Origin of the sequence: Sphingomonas carotinifaciens (assembly GCF_009789535.1) — a bacterium.
In the GTDB taxonomy this organism is placed as follows: Bacteria; Pseudomonadota; Alphaproteobacteria; order Sphingomonadales; family Sphingomonadaceae; genus Sphingomonas; species Sphingomonas carotinifaciens.
In genome coordinates, this window is record NZ_WSUT01000005.1 from 2,964,213 (window position 1) to 2,988,022 (window position 23,810).

Consider the following 23,810-nt stretch of genomic DNA (forward strand, 5'->3'; position numbering starts at 1 on the left):
GGGCTGACCTTACAACAACTCCTCGATATCCGCCGTCAGCTCCTCCGGCTTCGTCGTCGGTGCATAGCGTCGCACCACGCGCCCTTCGCGGTTGACGAGGAACTTCGTGAAGTTCCACTTCACCGCCTTCGATCCCAACAGCCCCGGCGCCTCGTCCTTCAACAGCACGAACAGCGGGTCCGCATCCGCCCCGTTCACGTCGATCTTGGCGAAGACCGGAAACGTCACGTCATAGCTGGTCGAACAGAAGTTCGCGATCTCCGCCGCATCGCCCGGCTCCTGCGCGCCGAACTGGTTGCACGGGAAGCCCAGCACTGAAAACCCTCGCGCCCCATAGCGGCGGTGCAGCGCCTCCAGCCCCTCATATTGCGGCGTGAACCCGCATTTGGACGCGGTGTTGACGATCAGCAGCACCTGCCCCGCATGGTCGGACAGCGACACCATGCCACCGCCCGCTGCCTTCACGGACAGATCGGTTATGCGCATTCCAGCATCCCCTCATGCAGCCGCACGACGCGGTCCATCTTCAATGCCAGCCGTTCGTTATGCGTCGCCACCAGCGCCGCCGAACCCTCGCCCCGCACCAGCCGCAGGAATTCGGCCAGCACCACCTGCGAAGTATGCTCGTCCAGATTGCCCGTCGGCTCGTCCGCCAGCACCAGCGCCGGCCGATTGGCCAGCGCCCGCGCCACCGCGACCCGCTGCTGCTCGCCCCCCGACAACTGGCTCGGCCGGTGCGTCAGCCGATGCCCCAGCCCCAGCGCAGTCAGCAACGCCGTCGCCCGCTCCTGCGCCGGCACCGTCTCCGCCCCGTGCACCAGCTGCGGCAGGACGACATTCTCGATCGCGTTGAAATCGGGCAACAGATGATGGAATTGATAGACGAAGCCCAGCCGGTCACGCCGCGTGATCGTGCGGCCATGCGCGTCCAGCTTCGCCACCTCTTCGCCGGCGATACGGATCGATCCGGAAAAGCCGCCTTCCAGCAGCCCCACCGCCTGCAACAGCGTCGACTTGCCCGATCCGGAGGGCCCGAGCAGCGCGACGATCTCGCCCGGCGCGATCGACAGGTTCACGCCGCGCAGCACGTCGATCGTCTGCCCGCCCTGCGTGAAGCTGCGCGCCAGGCCGGTGGTCTGGAGAACGGGTTCATTCATAGCGCAGCACCTGTACGGGGTCCGTGCTCGCCGCCTTCCAGGCCGGGTAGAGCGTGGCGAGGAAGGAGAAGATCAGGGCCATCGCCGCGATCACCACCACCTCCACCGGATCGGTCTTGGACGGCAATTCGGTCAGGTAGCGGATCGACGGGTCCCACAGATTCTGACCGGTAACGAGCTGCACGATGTTCACCACCCCCTGCCGATAGAACAGGAAGATCGCACCCAGGATCAGGCCCGCGACCGTGCCCAGCGCGCCGATGGTGGTGCCCACCACCATGAAGATGCGCATCAGCCCGCCGCGCGTCGCGCCCATGGTACGCAGGATCGCGATGTCGCGCGTCTTGGCGCGCACCAGCATGATCAGCGAGGACAGGATGTTGAACACGGCCACCAGGATGATGATCGACAGGACGGTGAACATCGCCACCCGCTCCACCGCCAGCGCCTCGAAAAGTTGCGCGTTCATCGTCCGCCAATCGGCGATCACCGCACGCCCGCCCATCCTGTCGGCCAGCGGCGCCAATATCTCCCCGACCCGGTCGGCATTCACCGTCTGCAACTCGATCATGCCGACCGCGTCGCCCATCAGCAGCAGGGTCTGCGCATCCTCGATCGGCATGATGACATACGCCTTGTCGTAATCGTACACCCCGATCTCGAAGATCGCGCCGACCTTGTAGCTGACGATGCGTGGCATCGTGCCGAACGGCGTGGTCTGCCCCTGCGGACTGATCAGCGAGATGTCCGATCCCACCGTCGCGCCCAGCGCCTCGGCCAGGCGGCTGCCGATCGCGATCCGGTTGCTGCCCGGCGTGACGCTGGACAGGTTACCCATCACGATCTTGGACCCGATCGCACTGTTGCCGCGAATGTCGGCGACGCGCATGCCGCGCACCAGCACGGCCTCGACGCGGCCGTTATAGCTGGACATCAGCGGCTGCTCGATCAGCGGCACCGCGCTGGTCACGCCCGGCGTCCGCTTGGCATCACGCACGATGTCCTGCCAGTCGGGCAGGCGCCCGCCGATGCCCTGCACCACCGCATGGCCGTTCAGGCCGACGATCTTGTCGAACAGTTCGGCGCGGAACCCGTTCATCACGCTCATCACGATGACGAGCGCGGCGACGCCCAGCATCACCGCGACCAGGCTGATCGACGCGACCAGGAAGATAAAGGCTTCCCCCTTGCCGGGCAGCAGGTAGCGCCGGGCGATCATCCGTTCATAGCGAGAGAGGATCATGGGCGGGTCGATCGATCCTTGGAATGCATCATACAGGCTCTAGGCGGCACCTGCCGGGCTGGCAATGGCGCGCGATGTTGCGCGCAAGTCACAGCGCCCGGGCAATCGTGTAAGCTCGTCTTGATGACGCGTGACAAAGCCCGGTGGCTTACCTAGCAAGAACTCACTTGAGACACAGGCAACGGCCGTGGTTCGGGGAATGCTCTTCCGCCCGCCTTTCAAGGGGCTGGAGCGAGAGCGGGACAAGGGGGCTGACGAGCGATCGTCACGCAGGCGCCCGGATCGGCAACGGTCCGGGCGTTTGCTTTTTCGGCAACATGCCGTGCAGCAGAACCACGCGGAACTGCAATTGTTTCCGCCGGAATGCCGCCGAAGCCGACATGGGATACGGGGAGCTTCCAGACTGCCGTTCCCACCGCCGACTCCGGCGCCCTGGACGGGATTTTTACCTAGCGCAGCGAAGATGAACGGCAGGTGGCTGATTGATGTGGTTTATGATCTTGCGTGCGTGGCACGGAAATCAGGAAACGACGAGCAATCCAGCGCCCTCTCCCCTCCGGGGAGAGGGGAAGGAGGATACTACCCCCGCAAACCCGCTGCCGCCCGTGCCTTTGCCTCAACATCCGCCATCGACCCACCGGTCACCCAGCTTCCGCCGACGCACAGCACCGGCTTGAACGCCAGCCAGTCGGGCGCCGACGCCTCGGTGATCCCGCCGGTCGGGCAGAAGCGCGCCTGATAGAAGGGCGCCGCCAGCGCCTTCAGCGCCTTCAACCCGCCGCTCGTCTCGGCCGGGAAGAATTTGAAATGGGTCAGCCCCAGGTCCAGCCCGCGCATGATGTCGCCCGCGGTGGCGATGCCGGGCAGATAGGCGATGCCGCTGTCGATCACCGCGCGACCCAGCCGGTCGGTCAGGCCGGGCGACACGATGAATTCGGCCCCCGCGTCCGCAACGTCGCGCAACTGCTGCTCGTTCACGACCGTGCCGGCACCGACGATCGCACCGGGCACCTTTTTCATCTCGGCCATCGCCTCCAGCGCCGCCGGCGTACGCAGCGTCACTTCCAGCACGCGCAGGCCGCCGGCGACCAGCGCCTCGGCCAGCGGTTTGGCGGTGGCGGCATCCTCGATCACCAGCACCGGGATGACGGCGCTGGTCTGCATGATGGTGGCGATATCGGTCATTGGATCGGTTCCCCGTGAATCGGAAATCAGGCGGTATGCTGCTGCGCGAACGCCGCGGCGGCGCCGAACAGTCCGGGCTGCGGATGGGTGATGAGCTTGACGGGCAGCTTCGCCATCATCGACTGGAAGCGGCCCTTGGCGACGAAGCGCTGATCGAAGCCGGAGCGGATCAGCTTGTCCTTGATGCGGAATCCCAGCCCGCCGGCGATCACCACGCCCTTAGCGCCCTGCACCAGCGCGAAGTCGCCCGCCACTGCGCCCAGCGCGAGGCAGAAGCGATCGAGCGCGGCCAGCGCGATCGAATCGGTACCCTCCAGCGCCTCGGTCCAGATCGCCTTGTCGTCGCGGCTGGGCACGGCGCGCCCCTCCATCTCCGCCAGCGTCTCGTAGATCGCGACGATCCCGGGGCCAGAGCAGATGCGCTCGGCGGACACGCGGGTGAAGGTGCGACGCAGCCGGCGCAGGAAGGCATCCTCGATCCCGTCCAGCGGCGAATAGTCCATGTGCCCGCCCTCGGTTTCCAGCACATGGTAATAGCCGCCCGTCTTGAACACCTGCGCCACGCCCAGCCCGGTGCCGGGGCCGCATACCGTGGTGATGCCGGTGGCGGGAAGCGGCTCGTCCGGCCCGCACAGGTGCAGGAAATGCTCGTCGGATACCTGCGCGACCGCATGGCCGACCGCACCGAAATCGTTGATGACGGTATATATGTCGGCGCCCAGCCGCTCCGGGATCAGCGACGGGCGGATCACCCAGGGATTGTTGGTCAGGCGGATAACGTCGCCGGTGATCGGCGATGCGATGGCCAGCGCCGCCGCTCTCGGCAGCGCCCGGCCGACCTCGGCCTCGAATGCCTGCCACGCGGTCTGCAGCGAGGCATGCTCGGCCGTCTTCTGCGTGCTGACCTCGCCCAGTCTGACGACGCGGCCCCCTTCCACCTCGGCAATGGCGAAGCGGGCGTGGGTGCCTCCGATATCGACGGCTACGACTTCCATTGATCCTCTTCCCCTGCTCGCCATCGCACGCATGCCGCCCGCCACGACCGGGCGGCGGCCTGCACGCGGTCCTTCTCTTACAGCCCCGCGCCGGCCAGCACGGCGGACGCGCCCTTTTCCGCCTCGTCCGCCAGACCGCGGAACAGGCCGAACAGCTCGCGACCCATGCCGCTCGCGGCGGGCGGTGCGTCGGCCAGCGGCCGTGCTTCCCATTCGGCGGGGTCGACCAGCGCGTCCAGCGTGCCGGCCACCGCATCCAGCCGGATGATGTCGCCGTCGCGGATACGGCCGATCGGCCCGCCGCCCAGCGCTTCCGGGCTCAGATGAATCGCGCACGGCACCTTGCCGCTCGCGCCCGACATGCGACCATCGGTGACCAGCGCCACCCGGAACCCGCGATTCTGCAACACGCCCAGCGGCGGGGTCAGCTTGTGCAGCTCGGGCATGCCGTTGGCCCGGGGGCCCTGGAAGCGCATGACGACCACCACGTCCCGCTCCAGCTCGCCCGCCTTGAACGCCGCCAGCACGTCCGCCTGGTCGGCAAACACCCGCGCCGGCGCCTCGACCACCCAGCGCTCGCGCTCGACCGCCGACACCTTGATGCACGCCCGCCCGATATTGCCGGACAGGATACGCATCCCCCCATCCGCCGAAAACGGCGCCGCCGCCGTCCTCAGAATGCTCTCGTCCCCGCTCTCCCCCACCGGCTCCCAGGCCAGCGCGTCCGCCGCGTCCAGCACCGGCCGGTTCGCATAGGCCGACAGGTCCTCGCCCGCGACCGTCATGATATCGCCGTGGAGCAGCCCTGCGCCCAGCAGTTCGCGGATCACGAACGGCATGCCGCCCGCCGCCTCGAAGCCGTTCACGTCGGCCGATCCATTGGGATAGACCCGCGCGATCAGCGGCACGCTGGCCGACAACCGGTCGAAATCCTCCCAGTCGATCACGATCCCCGCCGCGCGCGCGATGGCGGGCAGGTGCAGCAGATGGTTGGTCGATCCGCCCGTCGCGAGCAGGCCGACCGCTGCGTTGACGATCGCCTTTTCATCGACGCAGTGGCCAAGCGGGCGCCAGTTCTCGCCGCGATGCCCGATCCCCGCCAGCCGGTGCACGGCGGCGCGGGTCAGCTCCTGGCGCAGCTTGGTGCCCGGATTGACGAAGGCGGCGCCCGGCATGTGCAGGCCCATCACCTCCATCATCATCTGGTTGGTGTTGGCCGTGCCGTAAAAGGTGCAGGTGCCCTTGCCGTGATAGGCGGCGATCTCGGCGTCGAGCAGTTCCTCGCGCGTCGCCTTGCCTTCCGCATAGGCTTCGCGCACCGCCGCCTTCTGCTTGTTGGCAAGGCCCGTCGCCATCGGCCCGCCGGGGATCAGGATCATCGGCAGATGGCCGAAGCGCAGCGCCCCCATCAGCAGGCCGGGCACGATCTTGTCGCAGATGCCGAGAAGTGCTGCCCCTTCGAACGTCCCGTGGCTCAGCGCCACCGCGGTCGCGAGTGCAATGGTGTCGCGGCTGAACAGCGACAGCTCCATGCCGGCATAGCCCTGCGTCACGCCGTCGCACATCGCGGGCACGCCGCCCGCCACCTGCGCGGTCGCCCCCACCTCGCGTGCCCAGACCTTCATCAGCTCCGGATAGCGGTAATAGACGGCATGCGCGGACAGCATGTCGTTATAGGCGGTGACGATGCCGATGTTCATGCCGCGATCGGCCTTCATCGCCTCGCGGTCTTCATCCGTCCCGGCATAGGCATGCGCCAGATTGGCGCAGCCCAGATTCGGTCGCCGGATCGCCGTCGCCGCCTCGCGTGCGATCAGGTCCAGATAGGCCTGACGCCCCGGCCGCGACCGTTCGATGATGCGGTCGGTGACCGCGGAAACGGCAGCGTTCAGCGTCACTGTTCGCTCCAATGGATATCGACGGGCAGTTCCACCTCGGCCAGCACCCGACCGATCGGATAGGAGGACGACGCACCCTGCTTGATCGCGTCCTCCAGCACCTTCTTCTTGGCCTTGCCCGAAATCGCGATCATCAGCGCGCGCGCCGACGCGATGCCCGCGCGGCTCAGCGTCACGCGCGCGACCGGCGCCTCGGGCGGCAGCGGTTCGGGCATCACGCCCAGCGCGCGGCGCTCCTTGGGGCCGTTCAGCGCCTCGTCGAAATCAGGACCGGGGAAGATCGAGGCGGTATGCCCGTCGCCGCCCACGCCCAGCAGGCAGAGGTCCAGCGGCCAGTGCAGATCCTGGCACAGCGCGTCCGCCGACCGGCCCGCGGCCTTGTAGTCCTCGGTCGCCGCCGGCACGATCGGGATCACCCGCGCGCCCTTGGGGATGAAGGTCTTGCCCAGCGCGGTGACGTTCGACAGCGGGTCGCCCAGCGGCACGATGCGCTCGTCGGTCGGCAGGATCGTCACCCGCTTCCAGTCCAGCTTGGCCTTGACCAGCTTTTCATAGATCGGCAGCGGCGTCTTGCCGCCGGCCAGCGCGATCACCGCCGCGCCGCGCGCATCGATCGCCGCCTCGATGATGAACTGGATATCGCCGGCAAGGGCATCGGCCATCTCGGCCGCGTCCTCATAATCCCACCATTCGATCTCGGTCATATATCCTGTCCTTGTGCATTCGCGCCGGCCCGCTGGTGCGGCCAGCCGCGTATCAGTCGTCCTGCCACGTCACGCCGTCGCGCTCGGTCAGCGCGATCGCGGCGGATGGGCCCCAGCTTCCGCTGGCATAGCTTTTCGGCTTCATCGCATTGGCGTCCCAGCCGGCGCGGATCGAATCGATCCAGGCCCACTGCGCCTCCACCTCGTCGCGCCGCACGAACAGCGTCTGGTCGCCCTCGATCAGGTCGAGCAGCAACCGTTCATAGGCGATGCGGCGGCGCTTGCCCGCGAACTCGGCGTCCATCGACAGGTTCAGCGGCACCTCGCGCAGGCGGATGCCGTCGCGGTCCAGCCCCGGTTCCTTGGCCATCACCAGCAGCTGGATATATTCCTCCGGCTGCAACCGGATGATCAGCGTGTTGGGCTGGAGCAGCCCGCCGCGCCCCGCGAACATCGAATGCGGCACCGGCTTGAACTGGATCGCGATCTCGCTGCGCCGCGTCGCCATGCGCTTGCCGGTACGCAGGTAGAAGGGCACCCCCTGCCACCGCCAGTTGTCGACATGCGCCTTGATCGCGACAAAGGTCTCCGTCGAGGACGGCTTGCCCAGCTCCTCGGCATAGGATTTGACGATCTTGCCGCCCACCGCGCCGTCGCCATACTGGCCGGTGACGGTCACGTGCGGCACCTCCTGCGGCTCCATCAGGCGCAGCGAGCGGAAGACCTTGGCCTTTTCGTCGCGAACCGCGGTGCCGTCGAACCGCGCCGGCGGCTCCATCGCGATCAGCGCGAGCAGTTGCAGGATATGGTTCTGCACCATGTCGCGCAGCGCGCCCGCGCTTTCATAATAGCCTGCGCGCTCTTCCAGCCCGACCGTCTCGGCGATGGTGATCTGCACATTGTCGATACCGTGCGCGTTCCAGATCGGCTCGAAGAAGAAATTGCCGAAGCGCAGTGCCAGGATGTTCTGGACCGTTTCCTTGCCCAGATAGTGGTCGATGCGGAACGTCCGCTCCTCCGGAAAGGCGAAGGCGACCGCGTCGTTGATCTCCTTGGACGACGCAAGATCGTAGCCGAGCGGCTTTTCCAGACCGATCCGCACCGTGTTGCCGGCCAGCCCGACCGACTCCAGGCCTTTGATCGTCGATTCGAACAGGCTCGGCGCGGTCGACAGGTAGATGGCAAGGCCGCCCGACACGTCGCCGACCTTTTCGGCCAGCGTCGGGAAGCCTTCCAGCGAGGATGCGTCGAGCGCCTGATATTGCAACCGCTCCAGGAAGCCCTTGATCGCGCCCTCGTCCTTGCGGTCGGCGGGCAGAAACGTGTCCAGCGCGTGCGCGGCAAAGGCGCGGAAGCTGGCATCGTCATGATCGGAACGCGCGGTGCCCGTGATCGTCAACCCGTCGGGCAACAGCCCATCGGCGTGAAGGCCGTACAGCGACGGCAGCAGCATGCGCTGCGCCAGATCGCCGGTCGCACCGAACAGCAGAAGCTTGCCCACGGGGTTGCGCGTCATGGTGTCTCCTTACAGGACTAGCCCTGCGACCGGGTCCAGCCCGGCCATGATGTTGAGGTTCTGGACCGCTGCACCCCCGGCACCCTTGCCGAGATTGTCGAGCGTGGCGACCAGCCGCGCCTGTCCCGTGGCGCGATTGCCGCACAGGCGCAAGGTCATCCGGTCCGTTCCGGCATTTTCCTCGATGCCGATCGCGCCGATATCGCCGTTCGCCACCGATACCAGCGCGCTGTCGGCATAGGCCTTGGCCAGCGCATTCTCCACCGCGTCCCAGTCGGCGTGGAGGAACAGCGGCACCTCGACCACCATGCCGCGATAGGTCGGCACCACGGCGGGCGCGAAGATCGGCGCGCGGGTCAGCCCGGCATGCGCCTGCATCTCCGGAATATGCTTGTGCGCCAGCCCCAGGCCGTAGGGGCGGAAGGCGGACGCGCCCGGCGCCTCATATTCGGCGATCATCGCCTTGCCGCCACCCGAATAGCCGGACGCGGCATAAACCGACAGCGCGGCATCGGCCGCCACCAGCCCGGCCCGCACCAGCGGCCGCACCAGCGCCAGGAACCCGGTGGGGTAGCAGCCCGGATTGGACACGAACCGCGCCCCGGCGATCTTCTCCGCCTGGTCCGGCTCCAGTTCCGCAAAGCCATAGGTCCAGTCCGGCGCCACCCGGTGCGCGGTGGAGGCATCCACCACCCGCGTCCGGTCGTTGGCGATCAGCGACACCGCCTCGCGCGCCGCATCGTCGGGCAGGCACAGGATCACGAAATCGGCATCGTTGAGCGCCTCGGCCCGCGCCGCCGCATCCTTGCGCCGTTCCTCGGGCAGCGTCACGACCGACAGATCGCTGCGCCCCGCCAGCCGTTCGCGGATCTCCAGCCCCGTGGTGCCCGCCGCGCCATCGATGAAGACGGTCGCGCTCATGCCGCCTCGTCCAGCAGGTCGGCATCGACATAGCCCGCCAGCCCCTGCTCGGCCGCCAGACCCCAGGCCAGGCCGCCGGCCACTTCCAGCACCTCGAAACGGGTGCCGGCATCCAGATCGGCCATCACTTCGCTTGTCCTCTCGCGTGCGACACGCAAGCACGTCGCCTGTCGCAGCGTGCGTAGCACCGGGGCGGCATAATGGGGGGCGAATACGTATTCGGCCAGGCGCACGTCCGCCAGGTCGCCGCGCACCGCATGGGTACGCGGGTCCAGGCGAACGGTCGGCCCGCTAAGCTGGAACGCCCTGCGGGACGGAGCCGTGCCGGGCTGGGGCGTCGCCTTCACCGATGAAATGCCCGAATTCTTCAAGAAAGTCCGCCCCTTCAGATGTGCGTGCGACGAAGATGTTGCGCTTGTCGCTATCGTCGCGCTGGCGGCGCAGATAGCCGAGGGCGCCCAATCTGTTCAAGGCACGCGTCACCACCGGCTTCGACACGTTCAAACAGCGCGCCAGACCGCGCACCGTATGCGGGCCGGGTCGCAGGTACACCACCATCAACAGTGCCATCTGTCGATTGGTCAGGTCCGGTTCACCGGATCGCACATAGTCCACCAGCGCGGTCATCCATACCGCCAGCGACTGGGCTTCGACAGGTGCTGCCACGTTCGCGAATCCACTAGCTGTTCCGGGCATTTGCCGGGCGTTGTTTCGCTGTCATAACGCCGCTTGGCACGGCAGGTTTCCGTCGAATCGCTGCGTTTGCGTACCGTTTGTGAGGCAAAGGTCCGGATCGGTCCGGCGCACGCCGGTTGATCCCCACCGACCCCTCGCCTATGTGCGTGCCGTTACACACAAGCTTTGCCCGGGAAATCCAGCCCTCCATGTTCGCCTTCCTGCTCGTCGTCCACGCTATCATCGCCGCGGCTCTCGTCACGGTGATCCTCATGCAGCGGTCGGAGGGTGGCGGGCTCGGCATGGGCGGCAGTCCGTCCGGGTTGATGTCGGCACGCGGCGCGGCGGACTTCCTCACCCGCGCCACCGCGGTGCTGGCGACGCTGTTCGTCGGCTTCTCGATCGTGCTTGCGGTCTATGCGGCCACCCGCGCCGCGCCGCAGATCGATACCTCGCTGGCGCGCACGCCGCCTGCGACCCAGACGGCGCCTGCCCCGGTTCCGGCCGACAATGCGGCAGCGCCCGTCCAGCCCGCGGACAACTCGGCCGTTCCGCTGGCGCGCTGACGCCGTTCGTTTTTCGTCACGATAACAGGCACGGCTCGCCCGCATTCCCATGCGGGCGTGCATCTTTGCTGTTGTCGTCTACCCCCCATCCAAGCTAGGCGGTTCCTCCCATGGCGCGGTATATTTTCATCACCGGCGGCGTGGTCTCGTCGCTCGGCAAGGGCCTCATGGCGGCCTCTCTTGCGGCTCTTCTTCAGGCACGCGGCTACCGCGTGCGCATCCGCAAGTTCGACCCTTATCTGAACGTCGATCCGGGCACGATGAGCCCGTATCAGCATGGCGAGGTGTACGTCACCGACGACGGGGCGGAGACCGATCTCGATCTCGGCCACTATGAACGCTTCACCGGCGTTGCCAGCCGTCAGTCGGACAACGTCACCTCGGGCCGGATCTACAAGACGATCATCGAGCGCGAGCGTCGCGGCGACTATCTGGGCGCGACCGTGCAGGTCATCCCGCACGTCACCGACGCGATCAAGGCGTTCGCCCAGGCCGATACGCTGGACGATGACGGCGAGGATCTGGATTTCGTGCTTTGCGAGATCGGCGGCACCGTCGGCGACATCGAATCGCTCCCCTTTATCGAGGCGATCCGCCAGCTGAAGAACGAGCTTGGCCGTGGCCGCTCGATCTCGATCCACGTCACCCTCGTCCCCTATATCGCCGCCGCCGGCGAGCTGAAGACGAAGCCGACCCAGCATTCGGTGCGCGAACTGGCGGCCCTCGGCGTCGCGCCCGACGTGCTGGTCTGCCGCTGCGAAAAGCCGCTGCCGCCGTCGGAGCGCGCCAAGATCGCGCTGTTCTGCAACGTGCCGTCCTCCGCGGTCATTCCCGCGCTCGACGCGGCCAGCATCTATGCGGTGCCGCTGCAATATCACGCCGAAGGGCTCGATTCGGAGGTGCTGCGTGCCTTCGGGATCGAACCCGGCGCCGCCCCCGATCTGGCCCGCTGGACCGAGATCGTCGACCGCCTCACCAATCCGGAGGGCGAAGTGACGATCGGCGTGGTCGGCAAATATGTCGGCCTGCAGGATGCCTACAAGTCGCTGAACGAAGCACTCGTCCATGGCGGCATCGCCAACAAGGTGAAGGTCAACATCCGCTGGATCGACGCCGAGCTGTTCGAGGGCGATCACGGCGAGGTCGCCCAGCATCTGGAGCCGTGCCACGCCATCCTCGTCCCCGGCGCCTTTGGCGAGCGCGGTGCCGAGGGCAAGATCGCCGCGGTCCGCTTCGCCCGCGAGCGCAACGTGCCCTATTTCGGCATCTGCTTCGGCATGCAGATGGCCTGCGTCGAGGGTGCGCGCGACCTTGCCGGCATCGCGGATGCCTCCTCCACCGAGTTCGGCCCGACCGAACAGCCGGTCGTCGGCCTCATCACCGAATGGATGGGCCGCGCCGGGCTGGAAAAGCGCGAGGCGAGCGGCGACATGGGCGGCACGATGCGGCTCGGCGCCTATGATGCCAAGCTGGCCGGCAACAGCGTCGTCGCCTCCATCTACGGCAGCAACGACATCTCCGAGCGCCATCGTCACCGCTACGAGGTGAATACCGGCTACAAGGAAGCGCTAGAGAAGGGCGGCCTCGTCTTTTCCGGCATGTCGCCCGACGGCACGCTCCCCGAAATCGTCGAGCGGCCCGACCATCCTTGGTTCGTCGGCGTACAGTTCCACCCGGAACTGAAGTCCAAGCCGTTCGACCCCCACCCCCTGTTCGCCAGCTTCATCGGCGCCGCCCTGAAGCAAAGCCGGCTGGTGTGATTGTCAAGTAGCCCTCTCCCCTTCGGGGAGCATCAGGTAAGCAGCGCCCCGCGCTGTTTAGTCTATGCCGGGGGCATAGACGACCTGATGCTGGAGGGACCCATCGCAAAGCGATGGGGGGTGAGGGGCCGCCCAGCAGCGCAACGCCCAAAACAAACAAAGCGCCCGGACCTCTCGGCCCGGGCGCCCCGCGGCGCCGTATCAAAGGGAGTTCGACGTCGGCGCCGAGCTTGGGCTTATGCGGCCTGGGCTTCACCCTGGTCCGCATGCTCCACCGCGGCGAGCGGCTGGCCCGTCTTGATCGCGATCGTCTTGGGCTTCATCGCCTCCGGCACCTCGCGCACGAGGTCGATGACGAGCAGCCCGTCGTTCAGGCGCGCATCCTCCACGAACACGAAGTCCGCGAGTTCGAAGCGCCGCTCGAACGAGCGATTGGCGATGCCGACATGCAGGAAGTTGGGCGCACCCGCCTTTTCATCCTTGCGGCCGGCGACGAGCAACAGGTTCTGCTGCGCGGTGATCTCGATCTCGTCACGGCTGAAACCGGCGACCGCGATGGTGATGCGATACCGATCCTCGGCCAGACGCTCGAGGTTGAAGGGGGGATAATTCTCGGCCGTGGCACTGCGTGCGTTGGTTTCGAGAAGGTCGAACAGCCGGTCGAAGCCGATGGTCGAACGGCGATAAGGGGTCAGGTCGAGTCGCATTTGCAAAACCTCCAAAAGAAGCGAGTTGACGTCTGCGGGATGTCCAGTTCGCTGCGACATCCAGGCGCGGCCCGTAGCGGCACCGCACGGAACCTATTTGGTTCGCGCTAACCGGCATTCAAGAACCATGATGCAAATTTCGACGCAATAGCTGTGCTTTGCCGCCGGCAAGGCACAGCCATGTTGAATATCCATCATATCAATAGAGATTACGCGGCGACCAGGGATCACAAGGGAAATCGTTCATGTCGCTCACGCTCGCGCTGCTGCTCGCCGGCCAGATCGCCGCCGGCCAGCAGACCCCGCCGGACCAGACGGCAGGACCGCAGGACCCCGCGCCCCCCGCCGAGCAGGGACGCCTCGGCACCGCGCAGCAGGGCGGCGGCGACATCGTCGTCACCGCACGCCGCCGCAACGAAACCGTGCAGTCCGTGCCCATCGCCATATCGGTCATCGGCGGCACCGCGCTGGCGGAAACCGGCGCCTATAACGTCAGCCGCCTGACCCAGCTTCAGCCGACGCTGCAATTCTATTCCACCAATCCGCGCAATTCCGCCGCCAATATCCGTGGCCTGGGCGCCCCCTTCGGCCTCACCAACGACGGCATCGAACAGGGCGTCGGCATCTATGTCGACCAGGTCTATTACAGCCGCATCGCGTCCGCGACGTTCGACTTCACCGATACCGAGCGGATCGAGATCCTGCGCGGGCCGCAGGGCACGCTCTACGGCAAGAACACCACCGCCGGCGCGATCAACATTTCCACCCGCGCGCCCAGCTTCACGCCGGAGGGCCGCGTCGAACTCACCGGCGGCAATCTCGATTTCTTCCAGGGCAAGGCCTCGATTTCCGGCCCGCTGGTCGACGATCTGGTCGCGATGCGCCTCTCCGCCTCCGTCACCACCCGCCGCGGCACGATCTACAATGTCCGGCAGGACGAATGGCAGAACAGCCAGGACAATGTCGGCGTGAAGAGCCAGATCCTCTGGCACGCCACCCCCACGCTCGACCTCACCCTGTCGGGCGATTACAACCGCCAGAACCCCAATTGCTGCGTGCAATATTATGCCCGCACCGGCGCGACCCAGCGTCCGCTCAACCGCCAATATGCCGCGCTCGCCGCCGCGCAGGGCTATGCCGTCCCCTCCACCAACGCCTTTGACCGGCTGACCGACGTCGACACCGATCTGCGCGCCCGGCAGGAACTGGGCGGCCTGTCGCTGCTCGCCAACTGGGATATCGGCGGGGCCGCGATCACCTCGGTCTCGGCATGGCGCTTCTGGCATTGGGACCCGTCCAACGACCGCGATTTCATCGGCCTGCCCATCACCACCGTCTCGGCCAACCCCTCGCAGCAGAGCCAGGTCAGCCAGGAACTGCGCATCGCCTCGACCGGAGAGCGCCGCCTTGATTACGTCGCCGGCCTTTTCTACTTCTGGCAGTCGATCGATACGCAGGGTTTGCAGGTACAGGGCCCCGCCGCCAGCGCCTTTTTGCTCAATCCGACCAGCGCCGGCGGCCGCAACCCCGCGACCCTCGACGGCCTGACCTCGCGCAACACCATCGGGTTCAAGAACACGTCGGCGGCGCTGTTCGGCAAGCTGACCTGGCACGCCACCGATCGCCTGTCGATCTCACCGGGCCTGCGCCTGAACTATGACAAGAAGGACGGTTCCTATGTCTCGGTCGTCACCAACGGCACCAACACGCCGCTGACCGCCGACCAGCGCGGCGTCCTCGCCCCGCAAAGCTACCAGCCCAGTTTCGACAACTGGAACGTGTCCGGCGACATCACCGTCGCCTATGACGTCACGCCCGACGTGCATTATTACGCCACCTATGCGCGCAGCTACAAATCGGGCGGCATCAACCTGTCGGGCCTGCCGCTCGATCGCAACAACAACCCGATCCTGGAATCGGCGCGCATCGACCCGGAAAAGGTCAACCACTTCGAACTCGGTCTGAAGACGCAGTTCGCCGACCGCCGTGCGACCGTCAACGTCGCCGCCTTCTGGACCGAGATCGAGGATTATCAGGCCACCGTCACCAACAATCAGGTCGGCGTGCTGCGCGGCTATCTGGCCAATGCCGGCAAGGTCCGCACCCGCGGTATCGAGATCGACAGCGCCTTCCGTCCGACCTCGCGCCTCAACCTCTACGCCAACGGCGCCTTCACCGATGCGAAATATGTCCGCTTCGTCGATGCGCCCTGCCCGCCCGAACTCGCCGGCGGCACCGCCCTCCAGCCTGGCCAGACGCCCGCCCCCGCCGGTACCCCCGGTGCCAGCCCGGACAATTGCAACATCTCGGGCCAGTGGCTGCCCGGCATCTCGCGCTGGGCCTTTTCCTACGGCGCGGAATACGACCTGCCCGCTACCGTCGCCGGGGTCGAGGGTGCCTTCTACCTCGGCTATGACGGCAGCTACCGGTCGAAATTCTCGTCCAACCCGTCACGCTCGGCCTATACCGACGTGAACGGCTACAGCCTGTCCAATTTCCGCCTGGGCTTCAAGGCACCGAACAGCTGGAACGTCTTTGCCTGGCTGCGCAACGCCTTCGACCATGATTATTACGAGCTGCTCGCCACCCAGTCCGGATCGACCGGCCTGATCGTCGGACAGCCCGGCGATCCGCGCACCTATGGCCTGACCGTCTCCAAGTCCTTTTAACGAGCGAGGGCCGGTCACCCCCGGCCCCCTCCCCTCACATCTCGCCTCGCGAGCGGCGGATGGCGTACCACTTCTCCACATTGGCATTATGTTCGGGCAGCGTGTTGGCGAAGACGTGCCCGCCCGTCCCGTCCGCCACGAAATACAGCGCCGGGCTCGACGCGGGGTTCAGCACCGCATCGATCGACGCCCGCCCCGGATTCGCGATCGGCCCCACCGGCAGGCCGGCGCTGGCATAAGTATTGTACCCATTCTTGGCGTGCAGTTCGGATCGCAGGATGCGCCGCCCCAGCGGCCGCCCCCTGGTGATCGGATAGATCACCGTCGGGTCCGCCTGCAACGGCATGCCGATGCGCAGCCGGTTGCCATAGACCGCCGCCACCATCCGCCGCTCGGACGGCTTGCCCGTTTCCTTCTCGACGATCGAGGCGAGGATGATCGCCTGTTCGGGCGTCGATACCGCGATGTTGGGTTTCCGCTTCGCCCAGGCGTCTGCCAGATAGCGGTTCATCGCCGCCTGCATCCGCGTCACCACGGCCGCGCGCGTGTCGCCACGCTGAAAGGCGTAGCTGTCCGGCAGGATCGACCCCTCGGCCGGCACCGGCACCTCCCCGGTCAGGCCGTCCGCCCGCATCAGCGCGTCATGCACCAGGGCCGACGGGTAACCCTCCGGCACCACCACCATCCGCTGGCGGACCTTGCCGTCCTGCAACAGCGCATAGACCTCGCTGGCGCTGGCTCCGGCGGGCACGTCATACTCGCCCGCCTTGATCGACCCGCCACCGCCAAAGACCCGCGCGAGCAGGCGGAAGCGGGTGGCGGAGCGGATCGCCCCGGCCTGTTCCAGCTCGGTCGCCGCGCGTGCCAGGCTGGCGCCCTGCGGCACCACCACCGTCACCGGCCGCTCGGCCGGGCCGGCGCCCGCCCACATGTTCGCCGCGACGAACCCCGCCAGCACGATGGCGGCGATCAGCACCAACAGACAGCCCAGCTTGCGCATCGTCCCTCACCTGCTTGTCATAAACAGAGGCGCCCCGCCTCGCCGTCCGTAACGAACGACAGAAGCGAAGCGCCCCTTGTGCCCCCGCTTTGCGGGAGCGTCAGCGCGCGGACAAGCCCGGCACCCTGACCTATCGACGTTTAGATCGCCTTCATCACCAGCGAGGCGTTGGTCCCGCCAAAGCCGAAGGAGTTGTTCAGCACCGCCTTGACCTCACGCTTCTTGGCCGTGTGCGGCACCAGGTCGACGCCCTCGGTTCCCTCGTCGGGATTGTCGAGGTTCAGCGTCGGCGGCACGATCTGATCCCGCAGCGCGAGGATGCAGAAGATGCTCTCCACCGCACCGGCGCCACCGAGCAGATGGCCGATCGCCGACTTGGTGCTCGACATGGACGCACCCGACAGGTCGTCGCCGAACACCCGCTTGGCGGCCGCCAGTTCGATCGTGTCCGCCATGGTCGACGTGCCATGGGCGTTGATGTAATCGATGTCCGACGGCTCCATGCCCGCCTTGCGCAGCGCCATGCGCATCGCATTCTCGGCACCCTTGCCTTCGGGATGCGGCGCGGTGACGTGGTAGGCGTCGCCCGACATGCCGTAACCGACGACCTCGGCATAGATCTTGGCGCCGCGCGCCTTGGCATGCTCATATTCCTCGAGCACGACGACGCCCGCGCCCTCGCCCATCACGAAGCCGTCGCGGCCCTTGTCATAGGGGCGGCTGGCTTCGGTCGGCCGGTCGTTCATGCTCATGTTCAGCGCGCGCGCCTGCGCGAAGCCCGCCACGCCCAGCGGGTTGATCGTGCTCTCCGCACCACCGGCCAGCATGATGTCGGCATCGTCGTCGCGGATCATCCGCGCCGCGTCACCGATCGAATGTGCGCCTGTCGAACAGGCGGTGACGACCGCATGGTTGGGGCCCATCAGGCCATACTTGATGCTGACCTGACCCGAGATCAGGTTGATCAGCCGGCCATGCACGAAGTGCGGGCTGACCCGTCCGGGGCCGCGCTGGTCCAGATTGACCGATTCGAGCTCGATGCCCGGCAGGCCGCCGATACCCGAGCCGATCGACACGCCCGCACGCAGCCGCGTCTCTTCGTCCATTTCGGTCAGGCCGGCATCTTCCAGTGCCTGCCCGGCGGCGTCGATGCCATAGACGATGAACGGATCGACCTGGCGCTGGACCTTGTGGTCGACGCGCTTGTCGGGGTCGAAACCATATTCGTGATCCTTGGGCTTCACCTCGCACGCGATGGTGCATTTCTGCCCCGTGGTATCGAAGCGGGTGATCGGACCGGCGCCCGACTTGCCAGCGATCAGATTGGCCCAGGCGGTTTCCACGTCAGCACCCAGCGGCGTGACAAGACCCAGTCCGGTGACGACGACGCGCCGCATATTCCACTCCATTCACAACGAAAACGGCTCCCCGCCCACTATGCCGGGGTCGGGAAGCCGCTAAATTCCGGCCCTTGACGGGCTAGGTCAATCCCCGAAGGGATCAGCCCTTATGCTCGTCGATGTACGTGATCGCGTCCTTGACGGTCGTGATCTTCTCGGCGGCATCGTCGGGGATCTCGACCCCGAACTCTTCCTCGAACGCCATGACGAGCTCGACGATGTCGAGGCTGTCGGCACCGAGATCGTCGATGAAGCTCGCGTCCTCGGTCACCTTGTCGGCTTCGACGCCGAGATGCTCGACGACGATCTTCTTCACGCGGTCGGCGGTCTCGCTCATGGTAATCCCTCTTCGTATCCTGCGGGGTTTAACGGTATTCTGAACGCACGTAGAACGGGCAAAACGCTGTGGCAAGCCCGTCGGGTTCCTCCTGGACCCCGATTACAGCCCACTCGAAGCCCATCGGACTTCGGTCACAACATCGCCATGCCGCCGTTCACATGCAAGGTCTGCCCGGTCACGTAACCGGCCTCGCGGCTGGCGAGATAGACGACTGCCGCGCCGATGTCTTCCCCCTTGCCGAGGTCGCCGGCGGGAATTTTGGTCAGCAGCGCGGTCTTCTGCGCCTCGGGCAGCACGTCGGTCATCGCCGATCGGATGAAGCCCGGCGCGACGCAGTTCACCGTCACGTTGCGGCTCGCCAGTTCCTGCGCGATCGCCTTGGACATGCCGACCAGGCCGGCCTTGGACGCGGCATAGTTCGCCTGCCCCGGATTGCCGGTCGCGCCGACGATCGAGGTGATGGAGATCACGCGGCCGAACCGCGCCTTCATCATCGGCTTGGCGGCGGCGCGCATCAGGCGGAACGCGGCTTCCAGATTGACGGAGATCACCTGATCCCATTCGTCATCCTTCATCCGCATCGTCAGGTTGTCGCGCGTGACCCCGGCATTGTTGACCAGGATGTCCAGCCGGCCGCCCAGTGCGTCCACCGCCTGCGGCACCAGCGCATCCACCGCCGCGGCGTCGGACAGGTCGCACGGCAGCGCGACATGATCGCCCCCCAGTTCCCCCAGAAACGCCTCCAGCTTCGCGACGTTCGACCCGGACACCGCCAGCCGCGCCCCCTGCCCCGCCAACGCCCGGGCGATCGCGGACCCGATCCCCCCCGAAGCCCCCGTCACCAGCGCCGTCATTCCCGTCAGATCGAACATGCTTCGCAATCCTTATTGGTTCACGCGAAGACGCGAAGACGCGAAGGCGGTGTGGCCGTTGACGATACGTCGCAGCCCTTCCTTCAGCGTTGCGCCTCCAAAATTGATGAGCAGCCCCAGGGGCTGTTTCGTCAGTCGAAGATAGGTCAGCAGCTGCTTGCCATGAGCGGCGTTCAGCCGCTCGACCGATTTGATTTCGACAAGCAGCGCACCGGCCACCACAAGGTCGACCCGGAAAGCCGCGTCAAACGAAAGCCCTTCAAACGTAAACGAAACCGGCATCTGCCGCTCGACGCTGTGGCCCAGCGCGCTCAACTTGGCCGCAAGCACCGTCTCGTAAACGCTTTCCAGCAAACCCGGCCCAAGATCACGATGAAGCCGCAGCGAAACGTCGATGACATCGGAAGCGGCCGCCTCCAGATCCATCATCTTCGCGTCTTCGCGGCTTCGCGTGAACATCAAAGCCTTTTAAGCAATTCCTCAATATCGTCCATGCCGACCACGCTCACCGCATCCACATCCGGCGCGATGCGCTTGACCATGGGGGTCAGCACCTTGCCGCCGAACTCCACGAACTGCGTCACGCCCGCCTGCGTCATCGCCGCCACCGATTCGCGCCAGCGCACCATGCCCGTCACCTGCTGCACCAGCAGCGTGCGGATCACGCCCGGATCGGCCACCGCCACCGCATCGACATTGGCATAGACCGGCACCAGCGGCGCGCGCAGGTCCGCCTCGGCCAGCGCCGCGTCCATCGCATCGGCCGCCGGCTGCATCAGCGGGCAGTGGAACGGCGCCGAAACCGGCAGCAGCACCGCGCGCTTGGCACCCAGTTCCTTGGCCAGCGAAACCGCCCGCTCCACCGCTGCGCGGTGACCCGAGATCACCACCTGCGACGGATCATTGTCGTTGGCGACGGTGCACACCAGTTCCTCGCCACCCTCGGCCAGGATCGCATCCACCGCCGCGCCGGCGATCACCTGCGCCTTGTCCAGATCGGCACCCAGCAGGGCGGCCATCGCTCCCTCGCCCACCGGCACCGCGGCCTGCATCGCCTGACCCCGCAGGCGCAGCAGCCGTGCGGTTGTCGCCAGGTCCAGCGCGTCGGCTGCGCACAAGGCGCTGTATTCGCCCAGTGAATGCCCCGCCACGAAGTCCGCCTTCTCCGACAGCCGCACGCCCCCCTCGCGCTCCAGCACGCGCAGGGTGGCGACCGCATTGGCCATGATCGCGGGCTGCGCATTGGCGGTCAGCATCAGGTCGTCGGCCGGTCCCTCGGCCATCAGCCGGTACAGGTTCTGCGACAGCGCCTCGTCCACCTCCCCGAACACCTCGCGCGCCACCGCACTGGCCCCCGCCAGGGCCTTCCCCATGCCCACCGCCTGACTGCCCTGACCCGGAAAGATGAACGCGCGCATGATCCTTGACCGCCTTACCTGTTGGCAAATGATCCGCGGGCGTTAGGCACCCTGTTCCACGCTGGCAAGCGTCGAAGGGCCGATCGCAGCTTGCGTTTCGCCCCGATATCGCTATGGCCGCACCGTCAGGGCGACGGGCATCGGTCCGCCGCCCCGACGCCATTACATCGATGGACGACAGCCGGAGGGGCGTACCGCATGGGGCGGGCGTCAGCGATCGGCCAACATAAGGTAAGCTGCATGGCTCTTTACGAGCACGTGTTCCTTGCGCGCCAGGATCTGGCACAGGCGCAGGTGGACGCGCTGGCGGAAGCCGCCACGAAGATCGTCGAGGACAATCAGGGCAAGGTCGTCAAGACCGAGACCTGGGGCCTGCGTTCGCTGGCGTATCGCATCGCCAAGAACCGCAAGGCGCATTACGTGATGCTCGAGATCGACGCGCCGGCCGGCGTGGTCGCCGAGCTGGAGCGCCAGACCCAGATCAACGAAGACGTGATCCGTTACATGACGGTCAAGGTCGACGAGCATGAAGCCGGCCCGACGGTGATGATGCGCAAGCAGGAGCGTGACCGCGAGCGTCGCGCCGACCGTGGCGAGCGCAGCGAACGCCCCCGTCGTGACCGTGAAGAGGAAGCCGCATAATGGCCCGCCCGTTTTTCCGCCGCCGCAAGAGCTGCCCCTTCTCCGCGAAGGACGCGCCCCGGATCGACTATAAGGACGTGCGTCTGCTGCAGGGCTTCGTGTCCGAGCGTGGCAAGATCGTCCCGTCGCGCATCACCTCGGTGAGCGCCAAGAAGCAGCGCGAACTCGCCCAGGCGATCAAGCGCGCCCGTCACCTGGGGCTCCTGCCCTACGTCGTGAAGTAAGGAGTCCTACACATGGACGTTATTCTGCTTGAGCGCGTCGAGAAGCTCGGCGGCATCGGCGATGTGGTGACGGTGAAGGACGGCTTTGCCCGCAACTTCCTGCTGCCCCGCAAGAAGGCGCTGCGCGCCAACGAGGCCAACAAGAAGGTGTTCGAGGCGAACCGCGCCCGGATCGAGGCCGAGAACGCCGCGCGTCGCTCCGACGCCGAGGCGGAGGCCAAGACCTTCGGCGACGTGACCGTCACCCTGATCCGTCAGGCGTCGAACACCGGCCAGCTCTACGGATCGGTCGCGGTGCGCGATCTGGTCGAGATCCTGGAAGGCGAAGGCCACAAGGTCACCAAGAGCCAGGTCATCCTCGACAAGCCGATCAAGTCGATCGGCGTGTACGAGGTGCGCGTGGCGCTGCACCCCGAGGTCATCGTGACCGTCAAGGTCAACGTCGCCCGCAGCCCGGAAGAAGCCGAGATGCAGGCGCAGGGCGTCGATGTCATGTCGCAGATGTTCGAGCGCGACGAGGCCGGCTTCACCGAGGACTACGACCCCAACGCCGAACCCGGCGCGACGGCCGAAGTTCAGCCGGAGGAGCAGCAGGCCTAATCGCCCGCTCGCCGGTCTGATACGTAAAGGGCCGTCCGGAGCAATCCGGGCGGCCCTTTCGCTTGGGTCCGGCGCTGTCTCCCGGTCTGGAGGAGGCGAAACTCGCCGCGGTCAGAGCATCATGCGCAGAACCTGACCCAACGTCCGTTCGGCCTGAGCGAAGTCGAAGGCCAAGCCCCAGTGGCTGATCTTCCCCATCCACCCCCGTTCGTCTCGAGTAGACGTCGAGTAGCGGCGCAGCCGTGTATCGAGACGGCGTATCGAGAGACCGCCCCCCAGGCCCCCGCCCCCCGGATCAAACCGCACAACAAAAAGGCCGCCCGGATCGCCCCGAACGGCCTTTCGGCATCACGATGCATACCTCGAAGATCAGGGGCACATCACGCAGGCGCCGACCATGGCAGCGAGCGGTATGGCGGCGAGGATAATCGGAACGATCTGCTTCATGACGGTAATCCAGCGATCAACGGTGCTTGTTCATCGATAAAATGCGTCATCCACCGAAAGGTTGCGCAAAGATGAACGATCTGCCTCGGTCAAGGCTGGATGGCGTATCGCACCGATACCCGTGTGCTTGTCTCGATCGGTGCCGGCTTAACATCGATCTCAACGGGTGGAGGCGGCGGAGGGGGCGGCGGCGGCGCCACGAACTCACCGGTATTGACGATCTCCACCAAGTCGCCCTCGATCCCCGCCCCCGAACCGTCGTTGAGCGCAAGGATCGCACCCAGCCGCACGCCCGCCGCCGCGGCCAGCGCCGTCGCTTTCGCCTTGGCATCGCGCACCGCCACCTGCGTCGCGCGGGCCTGCGCCGCCGCCGGATCGCGCAAGGCAAAGCCACCCATCTGCGCCTGCTGCGCGCCCAGCCGGGTCGCCAGCCCCGTGCCCGTCCCCACCTTGCCGACCGCGCCCGTCTCCACCGCGCCACGCAGCGACGCGATGTAACCGATCACCGCACAGGCGCCCTCGCTCAGCCTTTGCTCACCATAGTTCGTCCGGCACTCCGCCCCGCGCACCTCCGCCACGTTGACGTTGCTGGTCGTGACCACCGTTCCACGACCCAGCAGGTTCAACAGCCCCGCCTCGATCGCCTTGGCCTTCGTCGCCAGCGCCCGCGATGCGGCATCGGCCGTCGCGCCCTCGCCGGTCACCGAATAGGTCATCGACGCCATGTCGGGATCGGTCTTTACCGACCCCGTACCGGCAACCTGGATCACCGCCGGCTCGCGCTCCTGCGCCGCCAGTGCGGCCGGCAAGGCCAGCAGCATCAACCCCGTCGTCCAGCGCATCCCATACCTCCCTGTGGTTAGATCGGTCA

Annotated in this window: 25 protein-coding genes; 6 read left to right on the top strand and 19 right to left on the bottom strand. The window is 66.6% G+C overall.

Features of this window, described 5'->3' with window-relative positions; all coding sequences use genetic code 11:
- Positions 1-9 precede the first annotated feature (9 nt).
- From GQR91_RS15755 to GQR91_RS15805, 11 genes are all read right to left on the bottom strand, one after another.
- Positions 10-486, bottom strand: coding sequence for a glutathione peroxidase (locus tag GQR91_RS15755; protein WP_149680733.1), 477 nt, complete (start codon positions 484-486; stop codon positions 10-12).
- A complete protein-coding gene (locus GQR91_RS15760; RefSeq protein WP_149680734.1) occupies positions 477-1,157 on the bottom strand; it encodes an ABC transporter ATP-binding protein in 681 nt (226 codons plus the stop codon). Before GQR91_RS15760 ends, GQR91_RS15755 begins: the two co-directional genes overlap by 10 nt.
- On the bottom strand, positions 1,150-2,400 hold the full coding sequence (locus GQR91_RS15765) for a lipoprotein-releasing ABC transporter permease subunit (protein WP_149680735.1): 1,251 nt from the start codon (positions 2,398-2,400) through the stop codon (positions 1,150-1,152). Before GQR91_RS15765 ends, GQR91_RS15760 begins: the two co-directional genes overlap by 8 nt.
- 579 nt (positions 2,401-2,979) lie before the next feature.
- Positions 2,980-3,585: a bifunctional 4-hydroxy-2-oxoglutarate aldolase/2-dehydro-3-deoxy-phosphogluconate aldolase gene (gene eda, locus GQR91_RS15770; RefSeq protein WP_112382739.1), complete on the bottom strand. Its 606-nt coding sequence runs from the start codon at positions 3,583-3,585 to the stop codon at positions 2,980-2,982.
- A 26-nt stretch (positions 3,586-3,611) separates the two neighbouring features.
- Positions 3,612-4,580: a glucokinase gene (gene glk, locus GQR91_RS15775; protein WP_112382738.1), complete on the bottom strand. Its 969-nt coding sequence runs from the start codon at positions 4,578-4,580 to the stop codon at positions 3,612-3,614.
- A gap of 77 nt (positions 4,581-4,657) precedes the next feature.
- Positions 4,658-6,478 (bottom strand): phosphogluconate dehydratase, encoded by a 1,821-nt coding sequence (edd, locus tag GQR91_RS15780; RefSeq protein WP_149680736.1) that lies wholly within the window; start codon positions 6,476-6,478, stop codon positions 4,658-4,660.
- Positions 6,475-7,182: a 6-phosphogluconolactonase gene (gene pgl, locus GQR91_RS15785; protein WP_149680737.1), complete on the bottom strand. Its 708-nt coding sequence runs from the start codon at positions 7,180-7,182 to the stop codon at positions 6,475-6,477. Before pgl ends, edd begins: the two co-directional genes overlap by 4 nt.
- 52 nt (positions 7,183-7,234) lie before the next feature.
- Positions 7,235-8,698 carry a glucose-6-phosphate dehydrogenase gene (gene zwf / locus GQR91_RS15790; protein WP_149680738.1) on the bottom strand — a complete coding sequence of 488 codons (1,464 nt, stop codon included), beginning with the start codon at positions 8,696-8,698 and terminating at the stop codon, positions 7,235-7,237.
- Positions 8,699-8,707: 9 nt separating this feature from the next.
- A complete protein-coding gene (gene argC / locus GQR91_RS15795; RefSeq protein ID WP_149680739.1) occupies positions 8,708-9,619 on the bottom strand; it encodes an N-acetyl-gamma-glutamyl-phosphate reductase in 912 nt (303 codons plus the stop codon).
- Positions 9,616-9,966, bottom strand: a complete 351-nt coding sequence (locus GQR91_RS15800; protein WP_235903816.1) for an SH3 domain-containing protein — start codon at positions 9,964-9,966, stop codon at positions 9,616-9,618. The genes argC and GQR91_RS15800 overlap by 4 nt, the downstream gene beginning before the upstream one ends.
- Positions 9,911-10,246 carry a MarR family transcriptional regulator gene (locus GQR91_RS15805; protein ID WP_112382913.1) on the bottom strand — a complete coding sequence of 112 codons (336 nt, stop codon included), beginning with the start codon at positions 10,244-10,246 and terminating at the stop codon, positions 9,911-9,913. Before GQR91_RS15805 ends, GQR91_RS15800 begins: the two co-directional genes overlap by 56 nt.
- Before the next feature lie 257 nt (positions 10,247-10,503).
- On the opposite strand from GQR91_RS15805, the gene secG reads away from it, so the two are divergent.
- Positions 10,504-10,860: a preprotein translocase subunit SecG gene (secG, locus tag GQR91_RS15810; protein WP_149680740.1), complete on the top strand. Its 357-nt coding sequence runs from the start codon at positions 10,504-10,506 to the stop codon at positions 10,858-10,860.
- A 110-nt stretch (positions 10,861-10,970) separates the two neighbouring features.
- The gene (pyrG, locus tag GQR91_RS15815) at positions 10,971-12,620 is read left to right on the top strand and encodes a CTP synthase (protein ID WP_112382731.1); all 1,650 of its coding nucleotides are present in this window, start codon (positions 10,971-10,973) and stop codon (positions 12,618-12,620) included.
- Positions 12,621-12,856: 236 nt separating this feature from the next.
- Here pyrG and GQR91_RS15820 read toward each other — a convergent pair whose 3' ends face one another.
- A complete protein-coding gene (locus tag GQR91_RS15820) occupies positions 12,857-13,327 on the bottom strand; it encodes an Hsp20 family protein (RefSeq protein WP_149680741.1) in 471 nt (156 codons plus the stop codon).
- A 245-nt stretch (positions 13,328-13,572) separates the two neighbouring features.
- Between GQR91_RS15820 and GQR91_RS15825 the strand changes: the two genes are divergently transcribed.
- The gene (locus GQR91_RS15825) at positions 13,573-15,996 is read left to right on the top strand and encodes a TonB-dependent receptor (protein WP_149680742.1); all 2,424 of its coding nucleotides are present in this window, start codon (positions 13,573-13,575) and stop codon (positions 15,994-15,996) included.
- 34 nt (positions 15,997-16,030) lie between these two features.
- Here the strand turns inward: GQR91_RS15825 and mltG are convergent, their stop codons facing one another.
- The 6 genes from mltG to fabD form a co-directional block, all read right to left on the bottom strand.
- Complete coding sequence (gene mltG, locus GQR91_RS15830; RefSeq protein WP_149680743.1) at positions 16,031-16,996, bottom strand: endolytic transglycosylase MltG; 966 nt, start codon at positions 16,994-16,996, stop codon at positions 16,031-16,033.
- A gap of 140 nt (positions 16,997-17,136) precedes the next feature.
- Entirely contained in the window at positions 17,137-18,393 is a 1,257-nt protein-coding gene (fabF, locus tag GQR91_RS15835; RefSeq protein WP_112382727.1) for a beta-ketoacyl-ACP synthase II, read from the bottom strand.
- A gap of 103 nt (positions 18,394-18,496) precedes the next feature.
- Positions 18,497-18,733, bottom strand: coding sequence for an acyl carrier protein (locus tag GQR91_RS15840; protein ID WP_019515010.1), 237 nt, complete (start codon positions 18,731-18,733; stop codon positions 18,497-18,499).
- 134 nt (positions 18,734-18,867) lie between these two features.
- Entirely contained in the window at positions 18,868-19,608 is a 741-nt protein-coding gene (fabG, locus tag GQR91_RS15845; protein WP_149680744.1) for a 3-oxoacyl-[acyl-carrier-protein] reductase, read from the bottom strand.
- Between the two features lie 12 nt (positions 19,609-19,620).
- Complete coding sequence (locus GQR91_RS15850) at positions 19,621-20,037, bottom strand: GxxExxY protein (RefSeq protein WP_149680745.1); 417 nt, start codon at positions 20,035-20,037, stop codon at positions 19,621-19,623.
- Between the two features lie 29 nt (positions 20,038-20,066).
- On the bottom strand, positions 20,067-21,026 hold the full coding sequence (fabD, locus tag GQR91_RS15855; protein WP_149680746.1) for an ACP S-malonyltransferase: 960 nt from the start codon (positions 21,024-21,026) through the stop codon (positions 20,067-20,069).
- 240 nt (positions 21,027-21,266) lie between these two features.
- Here fabD and rpsF point away from each other — a divergent pair, with 240 nt between their 5' ends.
- Genes rpsF through rplI form a run of 3 tightly spaced genes read left to right on the top strand, consistent with a single transcriptional unit; the run spans position 21,267 to position 22,492 of the window.
- Entirely contained in the window at positions 21,267-21,668 is a 402-nt protein-coding gene (gene rpsF / locus GQR91_RS15860; RefSeq protein WP_112382724.1) for a 30S ribosomal protein S6, read from the top strand.
- A complete protein-coding gene (gene rpsR, locus GQR91_RS15865; protein WP_007403456.1) occupies positions 21,668-21,892 on the top strand; it encodes a 30S ribosomal protein S18 in 225 nt (74 codons plus the stop codon). Before rpsF ends, rpsR begins: the two co-directional genes overlap by 1 nt.
- Before the next feature lie 12 nt (positions 21,893-21,904).
- The gene (rplI, locus tag GQR91_RS15870) at positions 21,905-22,492 is read left to right on the top strand and encodes a 50S ribosomal protein L9 (RefSeq protein WP_149680747.1); all 588 of its coding nucleotides are present in this window, start codon (positions 21,905-21,907) and stop codon (positions 22,490-22,492) included.
- Positions 22,493-23,028: 536 nt separating this feature from the next.
- On the opposite strand, the gene GQR91_RS15875 is transcribed toward rplI, so the two are convergent.
- On the bottom strand, positions 23,029-23,781 hold the full coding sequence (locus tag GQR91_RS15875; protein WP_160146710.1) for an SIMPL domain-containing protein: 753 nt from the start codon (positions 23,779-23,781) through the stop codon (positions 23,029-23,031).
- Positions 23,782-23,810: the final 29 nt, after the last annotated feature.